Source organism: Saccharothrix sp. CCNWYY140 (assembly GCF_037401995.1).
Taxonomy (GTDB): domain Bacteria; phylum Actinomycetota; class Actinomycetes; order Mycobacteriales; family Pseudonocardiaceae; genus Actinosynnema.
Genome location: NZ_JBBEGC010000001.1, coordinates 137,700 through 157,415, shown reverse-complemented (window position 1 = coordinate 157,415; position 19,716 = coordinate 137,700). Strand labels below are relative to the sequence as shown.

Here is a 19,716-nt window from a genome sequence, read left to right as displayed (position 1 = left end):
TGCGAACGGTTGCGGCGTGACACTCCACCCGGCATCGCCTGGACTGCCGGTCGACGAGTGTTCGATGTAGACGTCGCGGCGAGGCCCCCGGCACCGGTCCTGTGCCGTGGCGACCTTGAGCCGGAAGGCGCACCCTGGTGGATCGAGGGGGTCCACTCCAGACGGGAGCCGGTCGTGAAGTTCATCCAGCTGATCGAGTACGAGACCCACAAGCCCGAGGAGATCAACCGCCTGCTGGACCGGTGGCGCGAGGAGAGCGGCGGCGAGTCGACTGTGACGAGGGCGGTGCTGACGGCCGACCACGACCGCCCGAACCACTACGTCGAGATCGTCGAGTTCCCGTCCTACGAGGAGGCGATGCGCAACTCCAGCCGGCCCGAGGTCGACAGGTTCGCCAAGGAGATGGCCGCGCTCTGCGATGGCCCGGTGCACTTCACGAACCTGGACGTGGCCCGGGAGGAAATGGTCTAGCCCGCCTCTGGCGGTGTGTCTCGGAGGGGTGACCCGGTAATCGACTCCAGTAGGTGACGGGCCAGTCTGGTCCCGCAGATCATGTGAGGGAGGTGGTTGTGGCCCGTTGGCCTCACAAGGAGGCGCGACGCCTCAGCAGTTCCACGTCACCGCCCTCGCGGCGTGCGCCCACTCCGGTCACACCCCACCTCCCGATGGCCCCGGCGATGCAGCGGGTCACCCTGGGCGTCATCCCAGTGCAGGACGCGACACTGCCGACCGGGCTCGCGCGCGTGATGAGCAGGCTGGTCGCGGACGACGTGCGGCGCAAGACCCGCGCGGTCGCGGTGGCGGCCCGACGCCCGGACGCCGAACCCCACCTCAGCCCGTTCCTGCTGGTGTGCGATCAGGTCCGCGGGTCCGACGTCGACGCGGACGGCCTACGCCGGCTGATCCGCGAGATGGTCCCGACCTCCGGGGACGCCCGGTTCAGCGCGCTGGTCGGCGAACTGGCCTGCTTCTACTACTACTCGGCGACCATCCTGGACTTCGTCGGCCCCGGTGTGCACAGCAGGCGGCGGCGGGTGGTGCTCCCGGGTGTGCTTTGACGTTGAGGTCGGCTTCGTGCCAGACCTTCGGGCGGGTGAACAGGTCGACGCCGAGCCGGGTCTCCAGCCGGCGGACCTGCCGCGACGGCGACGGTTGCGCGACCTGGAGGTCCCGGGCGACCTGGGTGAAGCTCAGCTGCTCGGCCACGGCGACGAAGCAGCGAGCACGCGGATGTCACCATCCAAAGCGACCGTCGATGCCCGAAATGTATGAGCGCAGGTATTGGCCGGCGGTGAGTTTTCGCTGCTTGCCTGGGGGACATGACCAAGCAGGGCCTCGAAGGGCTGCCATCCCGTAGGAAGATGCTCACCACTGGCGCCGCCACCGTCGTCGCCGTCGCGACCGGCACGGCCGTCACCGCCGGCACGGCTGCGGCCGTGTCCCGATCCGGCCGGTTCGCCGGCAAGGTCGTGCTGATCACCGGCGCCACCTCCGGTATCGGCGAGGCCGCCGCCCGTGCCTTCGCCGCCGAGGGTGCGAAGGTGTTCTTCTGTGGCCGCCGCGAGACACTCGGCAACCAGGTCGCGGCTGCCATCCGTGACGCGGGCGGCGACGCGACCTACCGCCGCGCCGATGTCCGCGACGAGGCCCAGGTCCGCGATCTCGTGGCCGCCTGCGTCCGCCGGTACGGAAGCCTCGACATCGCCGTGAACAACGCCGGCATCGAGAGCCCGCGGGCCGTCCGCCTGCACGAGCAGACACTCGCCGATCTGGAGTCGGTGTGGCGCACCAACGCCGCCGGTGTCTTCCTCGGTATGAAGTACGAGATCCCACGCATGCTCGAGCAGGGCGGCGGCGCCATCGTGAACACCGCGTCGGTCTCCGCGGAGGTCGGGTGGGCCACGATCGCGCCGTACAACGCGAGCAAGCACGCGGTCGCGTCGCTCACCAAAGTCGCCGGGCTCGAGTACGCGGCGGACGGCATCCGCGTCAACGCGCTCGCACCCGGTGCCGTCGACACCCCGATGCTGCGCCGTGCGGCGGAGGCGTTCGACCTGACCTACGAGCAGATCGCGCAGGACTACCCGATCAAGCGGATCGTGCGGCCCGAGGAGATCGCGAAGGTGATCATGTTCTTGGCCTCCGGCGACGCCAGCGCGGTCGTAGGCCACGACCTCGACGCGACCGGCGGCTACCTGTCCGCCTAGCGATGCTGCGAACCGCTCGAGCGGGAGGCGGACGATCAGTTCGCCACACCGCCGCCTGGGCAGGCACGGTCGCGCCTGCGGAGGTGGACGGTTCGTCGGTCGTGAAGAGGTGTCGCGGTACGGCACGGGACTTCCACGCTGCTCAAAATCCACACTTGCCGGACGGGCAGCGTCGGCAGTTAGGCCTTCACCCGCCGCTGAACCAGGGGATCAGCCGAACAGCGTGGCGCCGAGTGGCTTCTGCTGGTCGAACCCAGGCAGGACAAGGAAGGTCGCGCTTGCGGTGGTGGTGGTGAAGGGCAGCAGTGCGTCGCCGTTGTCCATGCGGGTGAGGGTGTTGGTGAAGGTTCGGATGTCGTTCTGGAAGCTGATGAACAGCAGGCCGGGCGCGGGGTCGTCGATGCTGTAGGAGCGGCGCAGCATGAGGCCGACGCCGACCACCGCGGAGTGCGCTCGGCGGAGGTGGGCGTCGGCTGGGATCAGGTAGCGGCCGTCGGGTGTCTTCGCGCCGAGGTCCGGGTCGGTGGCGATGGTGCCGCCGGAGAGCGGTGTGCCGCTGTCCCGGTGTCGGCCGAAGACCGCTTCCTGTGCCTCGACCGGCAACGCGGCGAACGCCCGCAGGTCGAGTTCCATGCGCCGCAGCACGGCGATCGTGCCGCCCGCGACCGCGGCGGGTCCGGCCAGCCACAGGTCCCGGCCCTGGTGGGCGGTCGTGTGCGGGCCCACGATGCCGTCGACGAAGCCGAACACGTTGCGCGGCGCGGTGATCTCCTGGTTCACCGGGACGGCCGAACCGCGCCGGCCCGACTGCCGCCAGCGCTCGCGCACGCGGTCACCCGCTTGGCCCAGCAACGCGGCGGCGACGACCGAGAGGAGGACCGGGTCGCTCGCGCAGATCTGCACCAGCAGGTCGCCGCCGCGGGCGGACGGGGCGATCGCCTCGCGGGAGAACCGCGGGAGGTCCGTGGCGCCGGGCAACGCGGGGTCGGCCGCGCGCACCAGTCGGGGGCCGACGCCGATCGTCACGGTGAGGTCGCCCGGCGGCAGGCCCAGCAGCCGGGCATCGGTCCCCGCGGTGAGCGCGCGAACGGCCTCGCCGAGTTCGGCCAGCAGAGGCCCGACCGCCACGTCGTCGACGAGGTCGGCCACCACGACCAGCAGGTTGGGCTGGGCTTCGCGGGGGAGCGCGATTCCCGCTTGGTGCGGACCTGTCGGCGGCACCGCTTCGGGCCCGCCGGCCGGACCCGGTCGGGCGGCACCCGGTTCGCACGCCGCGGTGAGGCCCGCGGCCAGCACGGCGGCGGCGCCCGCGCCGAGGAACGTGCGGCGTGACGGGTGGTCGTCGGCTCGGCGCACGGTGTGGAGAGTGCCAGATCCGCCCTGCCGCAGGCGAACCGCCCGTCTTCGCCCTGCCGCAGGCGAATCCGCTGCCCGTGCCAGACTGGGGCACATGCTTCGTCTTGCCGCGATCGCGGTGGTGTCGGCGTTGGCGCTGGCGGGCTGCGGCGCCGCCGACGGACCGGCCGCCGGGACCCGACCGGCCGGCACGAACGTGACGATCCGGGTGCCGTCCGACGCGCCGACGATCTCCGCCGCGGTGTCGCTCGCCCAGCCGGGTGATCTGGTCCTGGTGGGGCCGGGGGTGTACCACGAGGCGGTGAAGGTCGACAAAGCGCGGGTCACACTGCGCGGCGAGTCGCGGGACGAGGTCGTCGTCGACGGGCGGTTGAAGCAGCCCAACGGCATCGTGGTCACCGCGCCCGGGGTGGCCGTGCAGAACCTGACGGTGCGGAACAACACGCAGAACGGCGTCCTGGTCACCGGTTCGGCGTCCGCCGCCACCGGAACCCCGGGTCAGGGCGGCTACGACACAGGCGACGAGCCGGTCACCTTCCTCAAGTCGTTCCTGGTCTCGCACGTCACCGCCACCCGCAACGGGTTGTACGGCATCTACGCGTTCTCGGCCCAGGACGGCGTCATCGAGCACTCCTACGCGTCGGGTTCGGCCGACTCCGGGATCTACGTCGGGCAGTGCAAACCCTGCCGCATCGTGGTGCGGGACAACGTCGCCGAACTCAACGCGGTCGGCTACGAGGGCACGAACGCGAGCGGCGAGATGTACGTGGTGGGCAACCGCTTCGCGGGCAACCGGGTCGGGCTCACCACCAACTCCGACCACCAGGAGAAGCTGCTCCCGCAGGAGGGCGCCCACGTCGCGGGCAACCTGATCGCGGCCAACCAGCAGGGCGCGACGCCCGAGCAGGCGGACGGCGGGTGGGGCATCGGCGTCGGCATCGACGGTGGGAGCGACAACCAGGTCGTCCGCAACCTGATCGACGGCAACGCCAACGCCGGGCTGGTGATCACCGCGACCGCCGACATCCCGCCGAACGGCAACCAGATCGTGGACAACACGTTCAGCGCCAACGGTGTCGACGTCGGCTGGACGTTCCCCACCGCCACCCGGGGCCGGGGGAACTGCCTGCGCGGCAACGCCCTCGCCAGGACGGTGCCCGAGCAGCTCGCGGTGACCGCGCCCTGCCCGGTCGCCGACCAGCCCACACCGTCCGGCACGTGGACGTGGCCGACGCCGCCCCGCGGCATCCCGTTCACCGACGTGGCCGCGCCCGCCGCGCAGCCACAGTTCCCGAACGCCGCCACCGCCGGCCCGACCGCCGTTCCGGCTGTTCCCGCGCTGCCGGACATCGCCGCGATCCCGTTGCCGTCGCGGTCGCTGCTCGCCGATCACGCCGTGGTGCGCACGTCCTGAGCGGCGGCGTTCACCGCGTCGGGGTCGCGCCGGGCACGGGCTGGACCGGGACGTAGTCGCGGGTGTCGAACTCGATGACCACCGGGTGCGGCTCGGAGTCCACGTCCGCCTGCACGCGGTGCATCGTGCCGTCCGCGTCGACCCAGTAGCGGACGTTCCCGGCGGTGCCGGGCCGGCCGCGCGCGGCGGGACCGCTCAGGACGTCGACCCGGTGGCCGCGCACCTCGTCCCGCCCGACCCAGGCGGCGCCGTTCTGCGGCAGCAGCTCGGCGTTGTCGGGCCGGTCGCTGCCGAGGCTGAGCGCGATGAGCAGCGAGCTGTCCAGCGCGCTGCCGGACGTGCGCAGCGGACGGCGGTGCCACCCCGATCCCGGCGGCGACGCCGGCGCCTCTTCGGGGGCGTCCGCCACCGGGTGGACGAACACGGTGCCGGAGTTCCACTGGATCAGCCCGTTGCTGGACGTGTCGCGCCCCGTGCCGCGCACGACCCCGTAACCGAGCCCCGCTCGGTAATCGACGGACCCGGTGAGAACCAGCCCGCCGGCCGTGGTCGGCACGGTGATCGTCACCGCGCGGCCCCCGGACTCGAAGTTGCGGAACCGCGTGATCGCGAGCCGGTTCACCTCGTCCGAGGTCAACGCGCGCGGCCCGGTGGGTTCCGGGCGGGAGACGACCAGGAACGCGGTCACCCCGACCGCGACCGCGGCCACGACGCCGACGGCGACCGCAAAAAGGCGGCGACGGGACCGCGGAAAGCGTTGCCGGACTTGGGTTTTGGGCACGCGGCGGGATGCTAACAGGCACGCCGGCCTGCACACCCCCGTGTTTCACCCGAACGCCGGCCCCGTCCATAACACTGTTCTGGTTGTCTGTCGCGGTTCACCACCACTGCTACGAGAGGATGCGATGAGCCGGAGAACCCGGACAAGACCGGGGAGACTGGCGCGGGTGGGGTTGGCCGGTCTGTTGTTGACCGGCAGCGGGATCACCGGGGTGACGGGGACCGCCGCCGCGTCACCGCCGGACGGCACGCTGACGGTCCAGGTGCTGCGGGACTTCTTCGGCACGGGCGTGATCAACACGACTATGGACGTGCCGCAGCAGGGGATGGAAGTCGACGTCTCCGACCGCGAAGGCCACCACGTCACCGGCGTCACCGACGCCACCGGAAAGGTCGTCGTGCCGCCGTCCAGCGCGCTGCGCGGCGGCCACTACGGCGTCGACGTCACCGTTCCGGAGCCCTACAGCGACTACCTGCGAGCGGCGCCCGCCTCGACGGCGGCCAACCACTTCGACAGCTTCACCACGTTCGTCGACGTGGCGGACGGCAAGGACGACTCGGTGATCACCGGCGTCTGGAACCCCGACCACCACACGTTGCCGGACTCCCGGTACTTCGTGCCGATCCAGAAGAGCGCCAACGGCGAGGACAACCGGGCGCTGGTGGCGTTCGGGCTGGACACCCGAGGCACGTGCCCGACCGACGTCGGGTGCCCGACCACGCTCGCCACCCAGGACCAGGTGGGCACGACGTACGGGCTGGCCTACGACACGGATCGGCGCCGGCTGTTCCAGGGCGCGTTCGCCCGGCGGCACGCCGCGTACGGGCCGGAGGGCGGCGACGCGATCTACACCGTGCCGGTCGACGGCGGCGGCGCGCCGGCCCTGTTCGCGAAGGTGCCGAACGCCGTGCTGACACCCCACGACACCGGCAACATGCGCAAGGACGGCGGGTTCACCGAAGCCCCCGGCAAGGAGAGCATCGGCGGCCTGGCCCTGTCCGAGGACGGCGCCACGCTGTACGCGGTGAACCTGCTGACCCGCAGCCTGGTCAGCTTCGACGCCACCGGGGCCACCGCGTCGGCGCCCGCGGCCACGGTGCCGATCCCGGACCCGGGTTGCGCGGCGCCCACCGACTGGCGGCCGTTCAGCGTCACCGCACACGACAGCACCCTGTACGTCGGCGGTGTGTGCAACGCGGAGAGCACGAAGAACCGCTCGGACCTGAAGGCCGTCGTCTACACCTACGACGGCACGAGGTTCACCACGGTGCTGACCCAGCCGTTGAACTTCAAGCGCGGCGAGGTCCTCGTCAACCAGACCATCGCCGGCCAGACCGACCGCTGGAACCCGTGGGACAGCTCCCTTGCCACGTGGGACAAGCACGACGTGAACAACCAGGGCGTGCTCATCGATCCGCAGCCGCAACTGGCCAGCCTGGCCTTCGCGCGCGACGGGTCGATGATCCTCGGGTTCCGCGACCGGTTCATGGACGTGGTGGGCTGGGACTCCTTCGACCCGCGCCCCGGCGTGCCCGGCACGGAACGCGGGTTCGCCGGCGGCGACATCAACATGGCCTGCGCCAACCCCTCCGGCGGCTACTCGTGGGAGGGCACCGGGAACTGCGCCAACCACGCGAAACCCGACAACACCGCCGGCCAGGCGGGCGACGTCGTCGAGTACTTCCCCGGCGACTACTTCCGCAACCCCGCGGCGCACCAGGAGTCCGCGTTGGGGTCGGTCGCGTATGTGCCGCAGCAGCAATGGGTCATCAGCACGCAGATGGACCCGACGGTCAACGCCGCCACCGCCGGAACCGGCTACTACCACGTCACGACCGGCCTGGGGCCGGGCAACGACTCGACCGCCAACGGGTACGAGTTCGTCGGGCGCAGCCCGAACAACGGGTTCGGCAAGGCGGGCGGGCTCGGGGCCGTCGCGTACCAGGCGGCGAACGCGCCCATCCAGATCGGCAACCTGGTGTGGTTCGACGGGGACCGCAACGGCGTCCAGGACCCGGCGGACGTGCGGCTGCCCGGCGCGACGATCACCCTGCTGGACGCCACCGGCAAGCAGGTCGCCACGACCAGGACCGACGCGGCGGGCGAGTACTACTTCGGCGGGGTCGGCGCCGCGTACGAACTCACCCGGGGCGCGGAGTACACGGTGCGGTTCAACGTGTGCACGGCGGACACCGGCAAGGTGCCGGGCCGGCCGCCCGCCGGCGACCTGCGGTTCACGCTCCCCGTGGTCGGCACGGACCGGGTGCACGACAACAACGTGGTCCCGCCGACCAGCGGACAGCTGTGCGACGGGTACGCGCCCGTCACCGCGCCGGCCAACCCCGGCGAAGTCGACCACACCATCGACGCCGGCGTGCACGTCCCGGAGCCGGAGCCGACCACGACGACTCCGCCGACGACCACGACCGTGCCGACGACGACGACGTCCAACAAGGGGCCGCTGGCGTCCACCGGTGTCTCGTCCGGTCTGCCTTGGGTGGTCCTCGCCGGGGTCCTGGCCCTCGGCGTGGGCGTGGCACTGGCGTTCGTGAGCCGCAAGCGCCGTACCAAGCAGGGCTGAACGAGGCCTGCCCGCCCGCCGGGTCGCGCGGGCGGGCAGACCTCGTTCAGGAGGCGGTGACGACCTTCCACAGGTAGCCGTCCGGGTCGCTGAAGAAGCCCGAGCACCCGCCCCACTGCTCGGAGCCATTCCAGGCACCGCTGAACCTGACCGGGCGGGTGGCAGCCGCAGGTCGCGGCGCCGGCGGGTAGGTCGCGCTGGTGGAGCAGTTCCGCGGCGGTGTGGGCACAGTCCGGGAAATCGCCCAGAGGGGCGGGCAGGTCGCCGTTGGCCGAGAGCTTTCTGACCGTGACCGTGTTGCGGGGCCGCGGTGAGTCCCGGAGCGCCATCGACACCGCGGGCTCCGCCCCACCACGTGAGGCTGGGCCAACGGCGATCCGCCGGGTGATCGCGCTACAGCGGCGCGACCCAGTAGGGGGCGACGGTCATCGTGCCGTTGCCCGCCGCGCCGCGCAGGGTGCCGCCGGTCGCGGTCGACAGGGTGTACCAGGAGTCGACGTAGTCCGGGTCGTCGGTCCACCAGTCGTCCGGCAGGGCGTTGATGATCGCGTTGACCAGCGGGATGTAGGCGCCGCCGTCGACGATGGTCAGCAACGCCTGGGTGAGCGCGAGGGCGAGGTCGCGGTAGTTGGTGCCGCCGTCCTCCTCCATCATGACGATGTCGGCGAGGTTGTACTTGTACTCGGAGAAGTGGACCAGGAGCTGGTTGGGGTAGTAGGTCTTGCCGTCCTCGTCGAGGTAGGGCAGCTGAACCGTGTCGACCTTGACCTTGCCGTCCAGGCCGAACCCGGCGGTGATCGTGAAGATCTCCGCGTCACCCTTGTGCCACGGCTCTTTGTCGTCCTCCAGGCGGATCGACTTGAGCTGCGTGGCCCAGTACCCCGAGGCGGGTGCGACCGAGGCGGGGGACAGGCCCCGCTGCGACAGGGTTGAGCGCAGCACTTCCGCGCCCTTGGCCAGCGCGGTCGCCGTGTCGACCTCGATCAGGTACACCGGGCGCAGCGGCACCCGGTCGGCGGCCAATGCCACCCGCCGGCCCGCGAGGTCGTAAGCCGTCACGGTCGTCGCCGCGTCGTCGGTGGGGGAGGACGCGACCAGCGGCTCGGTGCCGCGGCGCAGTGCGGCTGCCATGTCGGCGTGCGCGAGGCGGATCGTGAGCAGGGAAGTGCCGTCCTGCGTCAGCCCCTTGGCGGCCAGGACCGCCCGGTCGGCTTCGCGCACGGCCCGGCCGAGCGCCGTGTCACCGGCGGCGCGCGCGAGGGGCACGGCGTGGGTCGAGGTGGCCGACAGCAGGCCGGCCCGCCGCGCCTCGTCGGCGAACTCGCTTGCCAGTCGTGCGGCGATCCGGTCGGTGATCGCGGTGACGGAGCCTGTGGGTGCGGGGGCCTCGGTGGGCGCGGCGTGCGCCGGCGCGGTCACCAGGCCGGCGGTGACCGCGAGGACGCCGACCGTCGAGACCACGAACCGGATTGGGCGTGACGGGGACACGGCTATACCTCCCTTTGCTCTGCGTGCAGGGGCGGGCGGGGGAGTGGTATCTGAAAGAATTACACGAACTTTCCCGGCAGGTTGTCAATGGGGAACCCCGATGTCCACGCCGTTGGACGTCTGTGTGCACGGCTCGCCGCTGGATCGATCCGACTAGTTCATGTTGGACTGAAAGGGCGCTGCAACTCGGTCGGGGTACTGCTTCGGTGGTGCGACCGCGTGGGCACCGGTCCGCAGCGAATGAGAGAGCGGATGGATACGGCGAAGCCCGCCCGTGGAAGGGGCGCTCCGTCGGTGCTCGTCGGGTCGTGGTGACGGGTTCGAGGTGACGGTGAGGGGCGCGTGCTAATAGCGCCACGCAAAGATGTTCGGCACGTTCGTCCGGACGGGGCATGTCTGCAACCCGATGTAGTAGCTGGACCCGATCACATCGGTGTTGAACGGTCGGAGGCACTGGAGGGTATTCGCCAGTTGGTAGACCACCCAGCCGTTCTGGCCCCACACGCTCCAGTACTGGTTGTTGTTGTTGTTGACATTGCACGTGTCAATTGCGGCATACCCGTTGATAGCCGTCAGGCAGTACACCCTGGGGTAGCTGGACTCACTCAGCATGATCATGCCGGCCATCGGCCCGGTCGGCTGGACGGACCACAACCACCGCTGGCGGCTATCATTGTTGTTGCAGCGCACGAGCAACACGTAGTTGAGCGTCACATCGCCGGAAACGGCACTCATGCACCAGCCAGGGTTGCCCACGTTTTCGTAGCGCACGATTCCGTCCGCGCGTGCCGGCGTGACGCTCACAGCGACGCTCGCGATCACAGCGGTGATGGCGAGGCCGAGCCTACCGAGCTTTCCTGCCCCGTTCATGAAATCTCCTTGGGTCAGCACCTCTTGGTGAACACGAATCGCCTCCAGCGACCGCGCGGCCGAGTCGGCGAGGCTCCTCGCAGGTCCGAGGAGGGGCGTGCGTGACCCGGAGTTCGCCGGCTTGGACCACCGAGCCGCTGGTGAGTCCCCCAGCGTCGCACCGGACCATCGGGGCACCGGTCAGCATCGGCGGAATTCCCCCGACCGCACCCGCGCCAGTCGGATCAGCCGACCTGGAGCAGTCGGCACGACTACGCGACACCGGAATACGCGGCTCTACCAGTCTCTCTGGATGGCCACGGCCGGCAACCCAGAGGAAGTCCGGGTCGGCGGAGGGCACCCACCCCTGGGCGCCATCGACGCCCGCCGGCCCGAACACACCCCCGACGCCGCCGAACTCGCCGAGCGCCTGGGCACGACCCGCCCGTGACCACCGGGCCGAAGCCCTTGTGAACGCTGCTGTCGTCAGCGGATGGTCCGAGGACACGGTGTGCGTCGTAGGTCGATGAATCGCAGTTGTCGACATCGGGATCTCAGGTGTCGTTGCACAGTCTCCATGCGGTGAGGGCGATCCTGGCCCGCAGCAGTCCGGTGGGCTCGGTCAGTTCGACGCCGAGTGCCTTGCCGATCTGTTCGAGTCGGCGGGCGACGCTGCTGTGGTGCAAGTGGAGCAGGTCGGCCGCTCGGCGGAGCGAACCTGCGGCGCAGTAGGTGTCCAGGGTCTCCAGATCTTCCGGATTGCCTGCCAGGCGGGCGATCGCGGCCACGTCCGCGTTGTCGCGTGCGGCGTCCGGGGGTAGGTGTGCCAGCAGGGCCAGGGCGCCGAGGTCGTCGTGGTGGACGACCGGCCGGCGTTCGGTGGTGAAGCGCAACGCGGTGCGGGCCTCCCGCCAGGACCGGTCCGGGCTGTCGGCGGCGCCGAGGCCCGCGAGCACGCCTGCCGGGAACCGGGTCGGGTCCATCGTGGTGGCCAGGATGACGCCCACGTCGGCAAGCGGTGCCGCCTTCACCAGGTGGGTCGGGCTGATCAGGCCGCCGATCTGGTCGAGCGGCAGCTTCGACCGCACGGCGACGACGCGGACCGGTAGGTCGGCGCCGAACCCCAGCAGTCGCAGGGCCCGACTCCTCGCGGCGTCGTCGCTGTCGGAGCTGATCACCAGTTCGACGAGGGCCGGGTCGGCCATCGTGGTGCGGGCCGGGCCGTACCGCTCGACGACCGCCGCGGCGGCGATGGCGAGGCGGTCCAGCAGGACGTCGTCGAGCGCGACGGGCGGGCCGGGACGTTCCAACCACACCGTGCCGATCTCCTCCTCGTCGAGCGTGACCGGTGCCGCGGTGGACGCGGGCAGCGGCGGGTCGGACGCCGCCCTGCCGTCGTACGAGACGCGGACCGTTCGGCCCGTGCCGTGCAGCCGGATCCCGGCGACGCACTCCGCCAGGCCCGCCGTGGCCCGGACGAGCGCCGGGAGATCCACCCGCCTGCGCATGAGCGTGTCGTAGAACATCACGATCCGGACCATGCCCTCGGCTTCCGAGTCCAGTTGCGACAGTCGTGCGACAAGTGCCTCCATGACCGGAGAATAGCGACGATCGGCGCGTGATCTTGGCGGAACGCCCGACGCGTGGCGCGTGATCCCGGGGCCGGCGACCAGAAGGATGGTCGGCATGGACCCCGAACTCGAAGCATTCATCCCGTTCTTCCCGCGGGCCGACCTGACCGACCCGGTCGCCGACCGCAAGACCTACTCCGAATTGGCGGGCGCGCGGCCCGCACCGGACACGACCGGAATGGAGATCGAGGACCGCACGGTGCCCGCCGACCCGGACGTGCCCGTGCGGATCTACCGACCGCTCGGGGCGCAGGGCGCCATCATCTGGTCGCACGGCGGCGGACATGTCATGGGCGACCTGGACACCGAGCACCCGTGGGCGATCCGGATCGCCGACGCGGCGGGCGCGGTGGTGATCTCGGTGGACTACCGCCGGGCCCCCGAGCACCGGTACCCGGCCGCCCTCGACGACGTCTACGCCGTGCTGGCCTGGGCGGCCGAGAACGCGGCCGAACTCGGCATCGACCCGGAACGGATCGCGGTCGGGGGCCACAGCGCGGGCGCGAACCTCGCTGCCGCGGTGGCGCTGCGGGCTCGCGACGAGCAGGGACCCGCGATCCGCTTCCAGGTGCTCAACGAGCCCGGACTCGACGACCGGCTGGAGACGTGGTCGGCACGGACCTTCACCGAGACGCCCTGGCTGTACCGCGACAAGGTCGCCCGGTCATGGGCGTACTACCTGGGCTCCACGCCCGCCACGCAGTACGCCGCACCCGCTCGGGCCACCGACCTGTCCGGCCTGCCACCGGCCTACATCGCCAGCGCGGAGTTCGACCCGAACCGCGACGAGTGCATCACCTACGCGCTGCGGCTGCTCCAGGCGGGCGTGTCGGTCGAGCTGCACCAGTGGCCCGGCACCTTCCACGGGTCGGGGGCGGTCCCCGCCGACGTCTCGCAGCGGCAGTTCGCCGAAATCACCGCGGCCGTGCGCCGCGCCCTGGCCGATTGAGAGGACGGGTCTTGAAGATCCAACTGGTCGCGACGGCAAGCGTGGCCGCGCTGGTCGTCGGTGCGAGTGTGGCGGTGGCCGCCACGCCCAGCCTCGATCCCGCCGCACTTCAGTCCACCCTGGACGGTGTGCACCGCGCCGGGATGCCGGGCGTCTTCGCCGAGGTGCGTGATGCGGGCCGGACCTGGCGCGGCGCGTCCGGGGTCGCCGATGTCCGGACCGGCCGCCCCATCCGGGCGGACATGCGACAGCGCGTCGGCAGCATCACCAAGACCTTCGTCGCCGCCGCGGTCCTGCAACAGGTCGAGCGGGGCCGGATCCAGCTCGACGCGCCGATCGGCGGTTACCTGCCGCACCTGGTGCCGGGGGAGCGCGGGCGCGAGATCACGGTCCGGATGCTGATCAACCACACCAGCGGCCTCGCCGAATACCTCCCCTACGCCTACCCGTCGTTCAAGCCGTGGCCTTCGCTGCCGGACATCTCGGCGCAGAGCGTGGACGACAACCGGTTCAAGCAGTTCCGCACGGCCGACCTGATCGGGATGGGGGTCCGGGCGCCCGCCACGGGCGAGCCCGGCAGCACCCCCGGGGTGTACTCCAACACCAACTACCTGCTGCTCGGCGAACTCCTGGAGCGGGTGACCGGCACCACGGCCGAGAGGTACATCACCCGCAACGTCATCGAGCGCGCCGGGCTCCGGCACACCGAGTTCCCGGACGGGCCGCGGATCAGGGGGCCGCACCCGCGGATGTACGAGGCGCTGTTCGGCCTGGTCGACCCGCCGCGCGACTACAGCGTCTACAACATGTCCTGGGTGATGATGGGAGCCGGTCTGGTCTCGACCGTCGAGGACCTCAACCGCTTCTTCGCCCAGCTGCTCGCCGGCGGGATCGTGAACCGGTCATCGCTGGCGCAGATGCAGCACACGGTCCCGGTCATCGCCCAGGACGGGCAGCTGGTCGACTACGGCTTGGGCCTGCACAAGGCCGAGATCCCGGGCTGCGGGACCTTCTGGGGCCACGACGGCTCGACCTGGGGAGCCCAGTCGGAGTCCTGGATCCGAGCCGACGGGCGGCGGCAGGTGTCCTTCGCGGTGAACCTGGCGCGGTGGAACGAGCTGGACTCCTCCGGGAATCCGCAGCCCCACCCCATCGACGGCGCGCTGTCGGCCTTCAAGCAGCGGGCGATGTGCGATGACCGCGACTGACCTCACCGACGCGGAGCCGAGCACGGCGCGGCTGCTCCGACCCCATCTCGGGAGCTTCGCCGCCGTGGTGGTCCTGCAAGTCCTCGGCGCCGTCGCGGGTCTGGCGCCGCTGCTGGCGGTCGTCGAACTGGGGCGCACCCTGTTGTCACCTGGCCCGGTCGACCAGTCCCACGTCCGGTTCGTGGTGATCGCGGGTGCGGCCGGTTTGTTCGTCCGGCTGGTGTGCACGGCCGCGTCGGCCGGGATCGGGCACGTCCTCGACGGCCGGGTGCAGCTGGCGTTCCGCCTGCGACTGGCCGCGCGGCTGGGGCGGGTCCCGATCGGCTGGTTCTCCCGGCGCCGGACCGGGGAGCTGGCGAAGGTCGTCGGCGAGGACGTGAGCGCCGTGCACCCGTTCATCGCCCACGCGCCAGGCGAGCTCGTCTCGGCGTTCGTGGTGCCGATGGTGTCGCTGGTCTACTTGTTCGCCATCGACTGGCGGCTCACGCTGATCACGCTGATACCGGTCGTGCTGGCCGTGGCGCTGGTCCCGCTGATGATGACCCCGACCCGGCTGCGCGAGCAGGAGGAGTTCGACGGGGCGATGGGCCGGATCTCCAATGCGGTCGTCGAGTTCGTGCAGGGCATCTCGGTGGTCAAGGCGTTCGGTGGGACCGGTCGCGCCCACCGCAGGTTCCGCACCGCCACGGACGACTTCGTCGGCACCTTCACCCGGTGGGTGCGCGGCATGGCCGGGCCCGCCGCCGCGATGCAGCTGGCGCTGTCGCCGCCGTTCGTGCTGCTGGTCGTGCTGATCGGTGGTGCGGTGCTGATCACCGGCGGTGGCCTGGCTCCGGCCGACCTGCTGCCCTTCCTGTTGCTGGGACTGGGTTTGACCGCTCCGGTGGCGGCGCTGGGCCACGGCTTCGACGACTTGCAGGCCGCGCGGCGTGCCGTCGGCCGGATCCGCGACCTGCTCGCGGTGCGGTCACTTCCGGAGCCCGCACACCCGGTCGTGCCGCAGGGCCACCGGGTGGAACTCCGTGACGTCCGCTTCGGCTACGAGGCCGATCACGAGGTGCTGCGCGGCATCGACCTGGTGCTCGAACCGGGGACGGTCACCGCGATCGTCGGGCCGTCGGGAAGCGGCAAGTCCACGCTGGTCCAGCTGCTGCCGCGGTTCTTCGACCCCACACACGGCTCGGTCGTCCTGGGCGGTGTCGACCTGCGCGAGCTCGCCAGCCGGGAGCTCTACGGAAAAGTCTCCTTCGTCTTCCAGCACACCGCGCTGCTGCGGGCGTCGGTCGCCGACAACATCGCGCTGGCGGTGCCGCACGCCGACTTCGACGACGTGGTGCGCGCCGCCCGGCTGGCGAACATCCACCACCGGATCCTCGAACTGCCGCGCGGCTACGAATCGGTGATCGGTGAGGACGCCGGGCTCTCCGGTGGCGAGGCGCAGCGGATCTCGATCGCCCGCGCACTGCTCGCCGACACGCCGGTCCTGGTGCTCGACGAGGCGACCGCCTTCGCCGACCCGCAGACCGAACAGGCGGTGCGCCGGGCCCTGGCCACGCTGGAGGACCGGACGATCCTGGTCATCGCACACCGCCTGGAGACGATCGCCGACGCCGACACCGTCGTGGTGCTGGAGAACGGGTCGATCGTCGAGCGCGGCAAGCCCGCCGAACTGCTGGCGCTGAACGGGAAGTTCGCCGCGTTCTGGCGATCCCACCAAGGAGACGAACCCCGGTGATTCGAATGCTGCTGCGGGTCCTGGGGCCCGTGTACGCCCTGCCGGTGCGACGCACCGTGGCGCTGATGACGACGACGGCGATAGCCGAGGGTCTGTCCTACGCGTTGCTGGTTCCCGTTCTACGGGCGCTGTTGGGGACCAGACCCGGAGATGCCTGGCCCTGGCTCATCGCGTTCGGGACCGCGGTCGCGGTCTACGCGGCGCTGCGCTTCGGCAGCGATCTGTCCGGGTTCCGCTCCGCGACCACGTTGTTGAGCGGTATGTACCACCGGCTCGGCGATCACCTGGCCCGGCTGCCCATCGGCTGGTACAGCGCGGTCCGGGTCGGGGAGCTGTCGGTCCTGGCGGGCACCGGTGTGCTGAACGCGATGGGTGTCATCGCGCACCTGCTGGGACCGTTCATCTCCGCCTGCGTGACTCCCCTGACGATCCTCGTCGTGCTGCTCGCCTTCAACTGGCAGTTGGGCCTGGCCGCGGTGGTCGCCGTGCCGGTGGTCGCGGCGATCCAGCTCTGGACCGGACGCTCGATGGCCGCCCGCGACGCGGACAGCGCCGAGCGCGGCCACGAGGCTACCGGGCGGGTCATCGAGTACCTCCAAGCCCAGCCGGTGCTGCGCGCAGGCGGCCGGACCATCGAACGCTTCCGGTTGCTCGATGACGCGCTGCGGGAGGTCGAGCGCGCGTCTCGCCGTCAGACGCTGTCGGCGCTTCCGGGTGTGGTGGGCTTGACGCTCACGGTGCAGGCGATGTTCACCGTGTTGCTGGCGCTGGGCGCCCACCTCGCGCTCGCCGGGAGTGTCGGGGTGGCGGAGGTCCTGGCGATCCTGGTGCTCGCTGCCCGCTGCGCGGATCCGCTGCTGTCGCTGGCGGACATCGGCGGCAAACTCCGCGGCGCGCGATCCGAGCTGTCACGACTCGACACCGTGTTGCGCACCGAGTCGCTGCCGGAGCCCCGCGAACCGATCCAGCCGGACCGACACGACCTGGAGTTCGACTCCGTCGCGTTCCGGCATGGCGACCGCACGGTGATCGACGACGTGTCGTTGTCCGTGCCGCAGGGGCAACGACTCGCCGTTGTCGGGCCCTCGGGTGCGGGCAAGAGCACACTGTTGCGGTTGCTCGCGCGGTTCTACGACGTGGACGCGGGTGCGGTGCGCGTGGGCGGTGTGGACGTGCGTGCGATCAACACCGAGGTGCTGATGGCCCAGATCGCCTTCGTCTTCCAGGACGTCTTCCTCTTCGACGGCACGATCGAGGAGAACGTGCGTCTCGGCCGTCCCGACGCGACCGACGTCGAGGTGCGGGCGGCGGCGACCGCGGCGCGGCTCGACGAGGTGATCGAGCGACTGCCCGGCGGGTGGGCGACGAACGTCGGCGAGGGCGGCGCACTGCTCTCGGGCGGGGAACGCCAACGTGTCTCCATCGCCCGAGCACTGTTGAAGGACGCGCCCATCGTGCTGCTGGACGAAGTGACCTCGGCACTGGACCCGGTGAACGAGGCGGCTGTCCACGAGGGCATCGAACGCTTGATGGCGGGCCGGACGGTGGTGATGGTGGCGCACCGGATGCGGACCGTGCGGCGTGCCGACCGCGTCGTCTTCCTGGACGGCGGCCGGATCGTGGAGGACGGCAGTCACGACGAGTTGTTGCGCCGCGGCAGCCGCTATGCCGATTTCTGGGCGATCTCGGTGACGCCGGTCGCCGGTGCGTGAGTGGTCCGAGGCTCCACGTGCTTGCCGCGTCGAGGAACGCCGTGCGCTCGCTGCGGGCCGCCGCCCGCAGCGAGCGCACGCGCGTGGTCAGGGTGAAGTGGATGCTGCCGGTTTGGTGGACGCCTGCGCGTCGAGGTCGTCGGACGTGCAGGCCCCGCTGGCGCGGAATGGTTCGGCGAGTTGGGCGAGGTAGGCGTCCGGGTAGTCGGGCTTGGCGGCCATGCCGAGGTCGTCGCTGGTGAATTCACGCTTGGGATCGTAGGAGTAGGTGCCGAGCAGGTGGTCCCAGAGCAGCGTGAACAGGCCGAAGTTGACGTCGCCGACGCCCGCCCATTTGAGGTGGTGGAAGCGGTGAGCCTGGTTCAGCGCCAGCACGACGCGCAGCGGCCCGACGCGGTAGTCCACATTGGAGTGTTGTAGCAACAGTTGGACGACGGCGCACAGTGCGACCGCGTAGGCCACGCTGGTGGGCAGGCCGAGGAGAATGAGCGGGGTGAATCCCACGGCGGTCTCCAGGGTCTGGTGCAGGGGGTGTTTCATCAGCCCGTTGAACCCGTAGGCGCGTTTCACGCTGTGGTGCACCGCGTGCAGCCGCCACAGTGCCGGGACCTTGTGGCTGGCCAGGTGGACCAGCGTGATACCGAGATCGGCCACGAGGATCGCCGCCAACACCTGCGCGACGAACGGCCACTCGCCGGGCCAGATCCCGTCGAACGGCGTGATCGCGGTGAGCACGGGCACCACGGCGAGACTGGCGATCGTGAGGGATTCGTTGACCGCCGCATGGGCGGCATCGCGCCGGTCGTCGCCACGCGCCGCGTTCCACTCCTGCCGGTAGGGCAGGACGCGTTCGGCGGCGAAGGACACGGCGATGGCCAACAAGACCAGACCGACCAACCAGAACTTGGGGGCCCCTGCCGCGGCGATGGCGATGCCGGCGCCGTTGACGGCGAGGAGCATGAACGGCACGTAGCCGTATCTCACGAGTGTTCGCACGTCCCAAGCCTGCTGGCCACAGGCGGGCGGCGACTTGGACGAACTCGCTGACCCTCGCGATCCGGCTCACACCAGCGCACCGTGCCGACCAGGTGTGAGGGCGCCAGGCCGAACATCTCGTGGCTGACACGGGTGAGATGGGCGCTGTCGGCGAACCCGGCGGCGTGCGCCGCCGCGGTCAGCGTCCCACCCGCACGCGCGTGATCGATCGCGCGCCGGAGCCGAGCCCACCGCACATACGCGCGAAACGGCAATCCGAGTTCCTCGCCGAACAGGTGTCCGAGCCGCGATGCCGACAGGCCCACGGCCGCGGACAGCCGACCGAGTCCGGCCTCACCGTCGAGCATCGACGGGAGCAGGGCCGTCGCCTGGCGCAGCGCCGGGTGCACCGAGCGCGGCGGAACGTCACCCCCGACCTCGCCGAGCAGTCGGTCCGCCCACTGCCCTGGTTCGAGGGAGCACAACTCGACGTCGAGCGGTGCCAGGCCCGCGGCGGCCCAGGCCGCGGCCGAGTCGACAGGCAACCCGGTTCGCCGCACCCGCGCGGTCAGCGCGTGCCCGGTGACCCCGGCTGGATCGACGAACACGAGCAGACCGGCCGAACCACCGACCATCTCGTGCTCCGCACCGGCCGGGATCACCATCGAACCGCCGCGGACCCGGTCGCCCGACGCGTCGCGCAACTCGACCGCGTCCCGGGTGGCGACGATCTGCACCGCGGCGTGCCGATGCCGGTGCGCGGACGCGATCTCACCCGCGTAGATCAGCATGCCGGGGCGGAGCATCGCCCGTCCCCGCCAAGGTCTCCG

At 71.0% G+C, this 19,716-nt stretch carries 17 protein-coding genes and 1 pseudogene; 10 read left to right on the top strand and 8 right to left on the bottom strand.

What is annotated here, in order from left to right; all coding sequences use genetic code 11:
• Positions 1-174 precede the first annotated feature (174 nt).
• Together WBN91_RS00670 and WBN91_RS00665 are read left to right on the top strand one after the other, a co-directional pair.
• Positions 175-471 carry a hypothetical protein gene (locus WBN91_RS00670; protein WP_337721889.1) on the top strand — a complete coding sequence of 99 codons (297 nt, stop codon included), beginning with the start codon at positions 175-177 and terminating at the stop codon, positions 469-471.
• A gap of 206 nt (positions 472-677) precedes the next feature.
• Positions 678-1,058: a hypothetical protein gene (locus WBN91_RS00665; RefSeq protein WP_337721888.1), complete on the top strand. Its 381-nt coding sequence runs from the start codon at positions 678-680 to the stop codon at positions 1,056-1,058.
• Here WBN91_RS00665 and WBN91_RS00660 read toward each other — a convergent pair.
• Positions 940-1,209, bottom strand: a pseudogene (locus tag WBN91_RS00660) (helix-turn-helix domain-containing protein); the annotation flags it as partial. The gene WBN91_RS00665 and the pseudogene WBN91_RS00660 overlap by 119 nt on opposite strands.
• Positions 1,210-1,361: 152 nt before the next feature.
• Between WBN91_RS00660 and WBN91_RS00655 the strand changes: the two are divergent.
• Entirely contained in the window at positions 1,362-2,207 is an 846-nt protein-coding gene (locus tag WBN91_RS00655) for an SDR family NAD(P)-dependent oxidoreductase (RefSeq protein ID WP_337721887.1), read from the top strand.
• 210 nt (positions 2,208-2,417) lie between these two features.
• On the opposite strand, the gene WBN91_RS00650 is transcribed toward WBN91_RS00655, so the two are convergent.
• Positions 2,418-3,563, bottom strand: a complete 1,146-nt coding sequence (locus tag WBN91_RS00650; protein ID WP_337721886.1) for a Dyp-type peroxidase — start codon at positions 3,561-3,563, stop codon at positions 2,418-2,420.
• Between the two features lie 94 nt (positions 3,564-3,657).
• Here WBN91_RS00650 and WBN91_RS00645 point away from each other — a divergent pair, with 94 nt between their 5' ends.
• Positions 3,658-4,977, top strand: coding sequence for a right-handed parallel beta-helix repeat-containing protein (locus WBN91_RS00645; protein ID WP_337721885.1), 1,320 nt, complete (start codon positions 3,658-3,660; stop codon positions 4,975-4,977).
• A 10-nt stretch (positions 4,978-4,987) separates the two neighbouring features.
• On the opposite strand, the gene WBN91_RS00640 is transcribed toward WBN91_RS00645, so the two are convergent.
• Positions 4,988-5,686: a hypothetical protein gene (locus tag WBN91_RS00640; RefSeq protein ID WP_337721884.1), complete on the bottom strand. Its 699-nt coding sequence runs from the start codon at positions 5,684-5,686 to the stop codon at positions 4,988-4,990.
• A 238-nt stretch (positions 5,687-5,924) separates the two neighbouring features.
• Between WBN91_RS00640 and WBN91_RS00635 the strand changes: the two genes are divergently transcribed.
• Entirely contained in the window at positions 5,925-8,339 is a 2,415-nt protein-coding gene (locus WBN91_RS00635) for an SdrD B-like domain-containing protein (RefSeq protein ID WP_337721883.1), read from the top strand.
• Between the two features lie 393 nt (positions 8,340-8,732).
• On the opposite strand, the gene WBN91_RS00630 is transcribed toward WBN91_RS00635, so the two are convergent.
• Entirely contained in the window at positions 8,733-9,827 is a 1,095-nt protein-coding gene (locus tag WBN91_RS00630; RefSeq protein ID WP_337721882.1) for a DUF3103 family protein, read from the bottom strand.
• 345 nt (positions 9,828-10,172) lie between these two features.
• Positions 10,173-10,697, bottom strand: a complete 525-nt coding sequence (locus WBN91_RS00625) for a hypothetical protein (RefSeq protein WP_337721881.1) — start codon at positions 10,695-10,697, stop codon at positions 10,173-10,175.
• 292 nt (positions 10,698-10,989) lie between these two features.
• Between WBN91_RS00625 and WBN91_RS00620 the strand changes: the two genes are divergently transcribed.
• The gene (locus WBN91_RS00620; RefSeq protein ID WP_337721880.1) at positions 10,990-11,127 is read left to right on the top strand and encodes a hypothetical protein; all 138 of its coding nucleotides are present in this window, start codon (positions 10,990-10,992) and stop codon (positions 11,125-11,127) included.
• 103 nt (positions 11,128-11,230) lie between these two features.
• On the opposite strand, the gene WBN91_RS00615 is transcribed toward WBN91_RS00620, so the two are convergent.
• A complete protein-coding gene (locus WBN91_RS00615) occupies positions 11,231-12,268 on the bottom strand; it encodes a helix-turn-helix domain-containing protein (RefSeq protein WP_337721879.1) in 1,038 nt (345 codons plus the stop codon).
• Between the two features lie 94 nt (positions 12,269-12,362).
• Between WBN91_RS00615 and WBN91_RS00610 the strand changes: the two genes are divergently transcribed.
• Genes WBN91_RS00610 through WBN91_RS00595 form a run of 4 tightly spaced genes read left to right on the top strand, consistent with a single transcriptional unit; the run spans position 12,363 to position 17,911 of the window.
• Positions 12,363-13,256 (top strand): alpha/beta hydrolase, encoded by an 894-nt coding sequence (locus tag WBN91_RS00610; RefSeq protein WP_337721878.1) that lies wholly within the window; start codon positions 12,363-12,365, stop codon positions 13,254-13,256.
• A gap of 11 nt (positions 13,257-13,267) precedes the next feature.
• Positions 13,268-14,464 (top strand): serine hydrolase domain-containing protein, encoded by a 1,197-nt coding sequence (locus WBN91_RS00605; protein ID WP_337721877.1) that lies wholly within the window; start codon positions 13,268-13,270, stop codon positions 14,462-14,464.
• Entirely contained in the window at positions 14,451-16,199 is a 1,749-nt protein-coding gene (locus tag WBN91_RS00600) for an ABC transporter ATP-binding protein (RefSeq protein ID WP_337721876.1), read from the top strand. Before WBN91_RS00605 ends, WBN91_RS00600 begins: the two co-directional genes overlap by 14 nt.
• 5 nt (positions 16,200-16,204) lie before the next feature.
• On the top strand, positions 16,205-17,911 hold the full coding sequence (locus tag WBN91_RS00595; RefSeq protein ID WP_337721942.1) for an ABC transporter ATP-binding protein: 1,707 nt from the start codon (positions 16,205-16,207) through the stop codon (positions 17,909-17,911).
• A gap of 87 nt (positions 17,912-17,998) precedes the next feature.
• On the opposite strand, the gene WBN91_RS00590 is transcribed toward WBN91_RS00595, so the two are convergent.
• Positions 17,999-18,871, bottom strand: a complete 873-nt coding sequence (locus WBN91_RS00590; protein WP_337721875.1) for a sterol desaturase family protein — start codon at positions 18,869-18,871, stop codon at positions 17,999-18,001.
• 20 nt (positions 18,872-18,891) lie between these two features.
• Complete coding sequence (locus WBN91_RS00585) at positions 18,892-19,692, bottom strand: AraC family transcriptional regulator (RefSeq protein WP_337721874.1); 801 nt, start codon at positions 19,690-19,692, stop codon at positions 18,892-18,894.
• Positions 19,693-19,716: the final 24 nt, after the last annotated feature.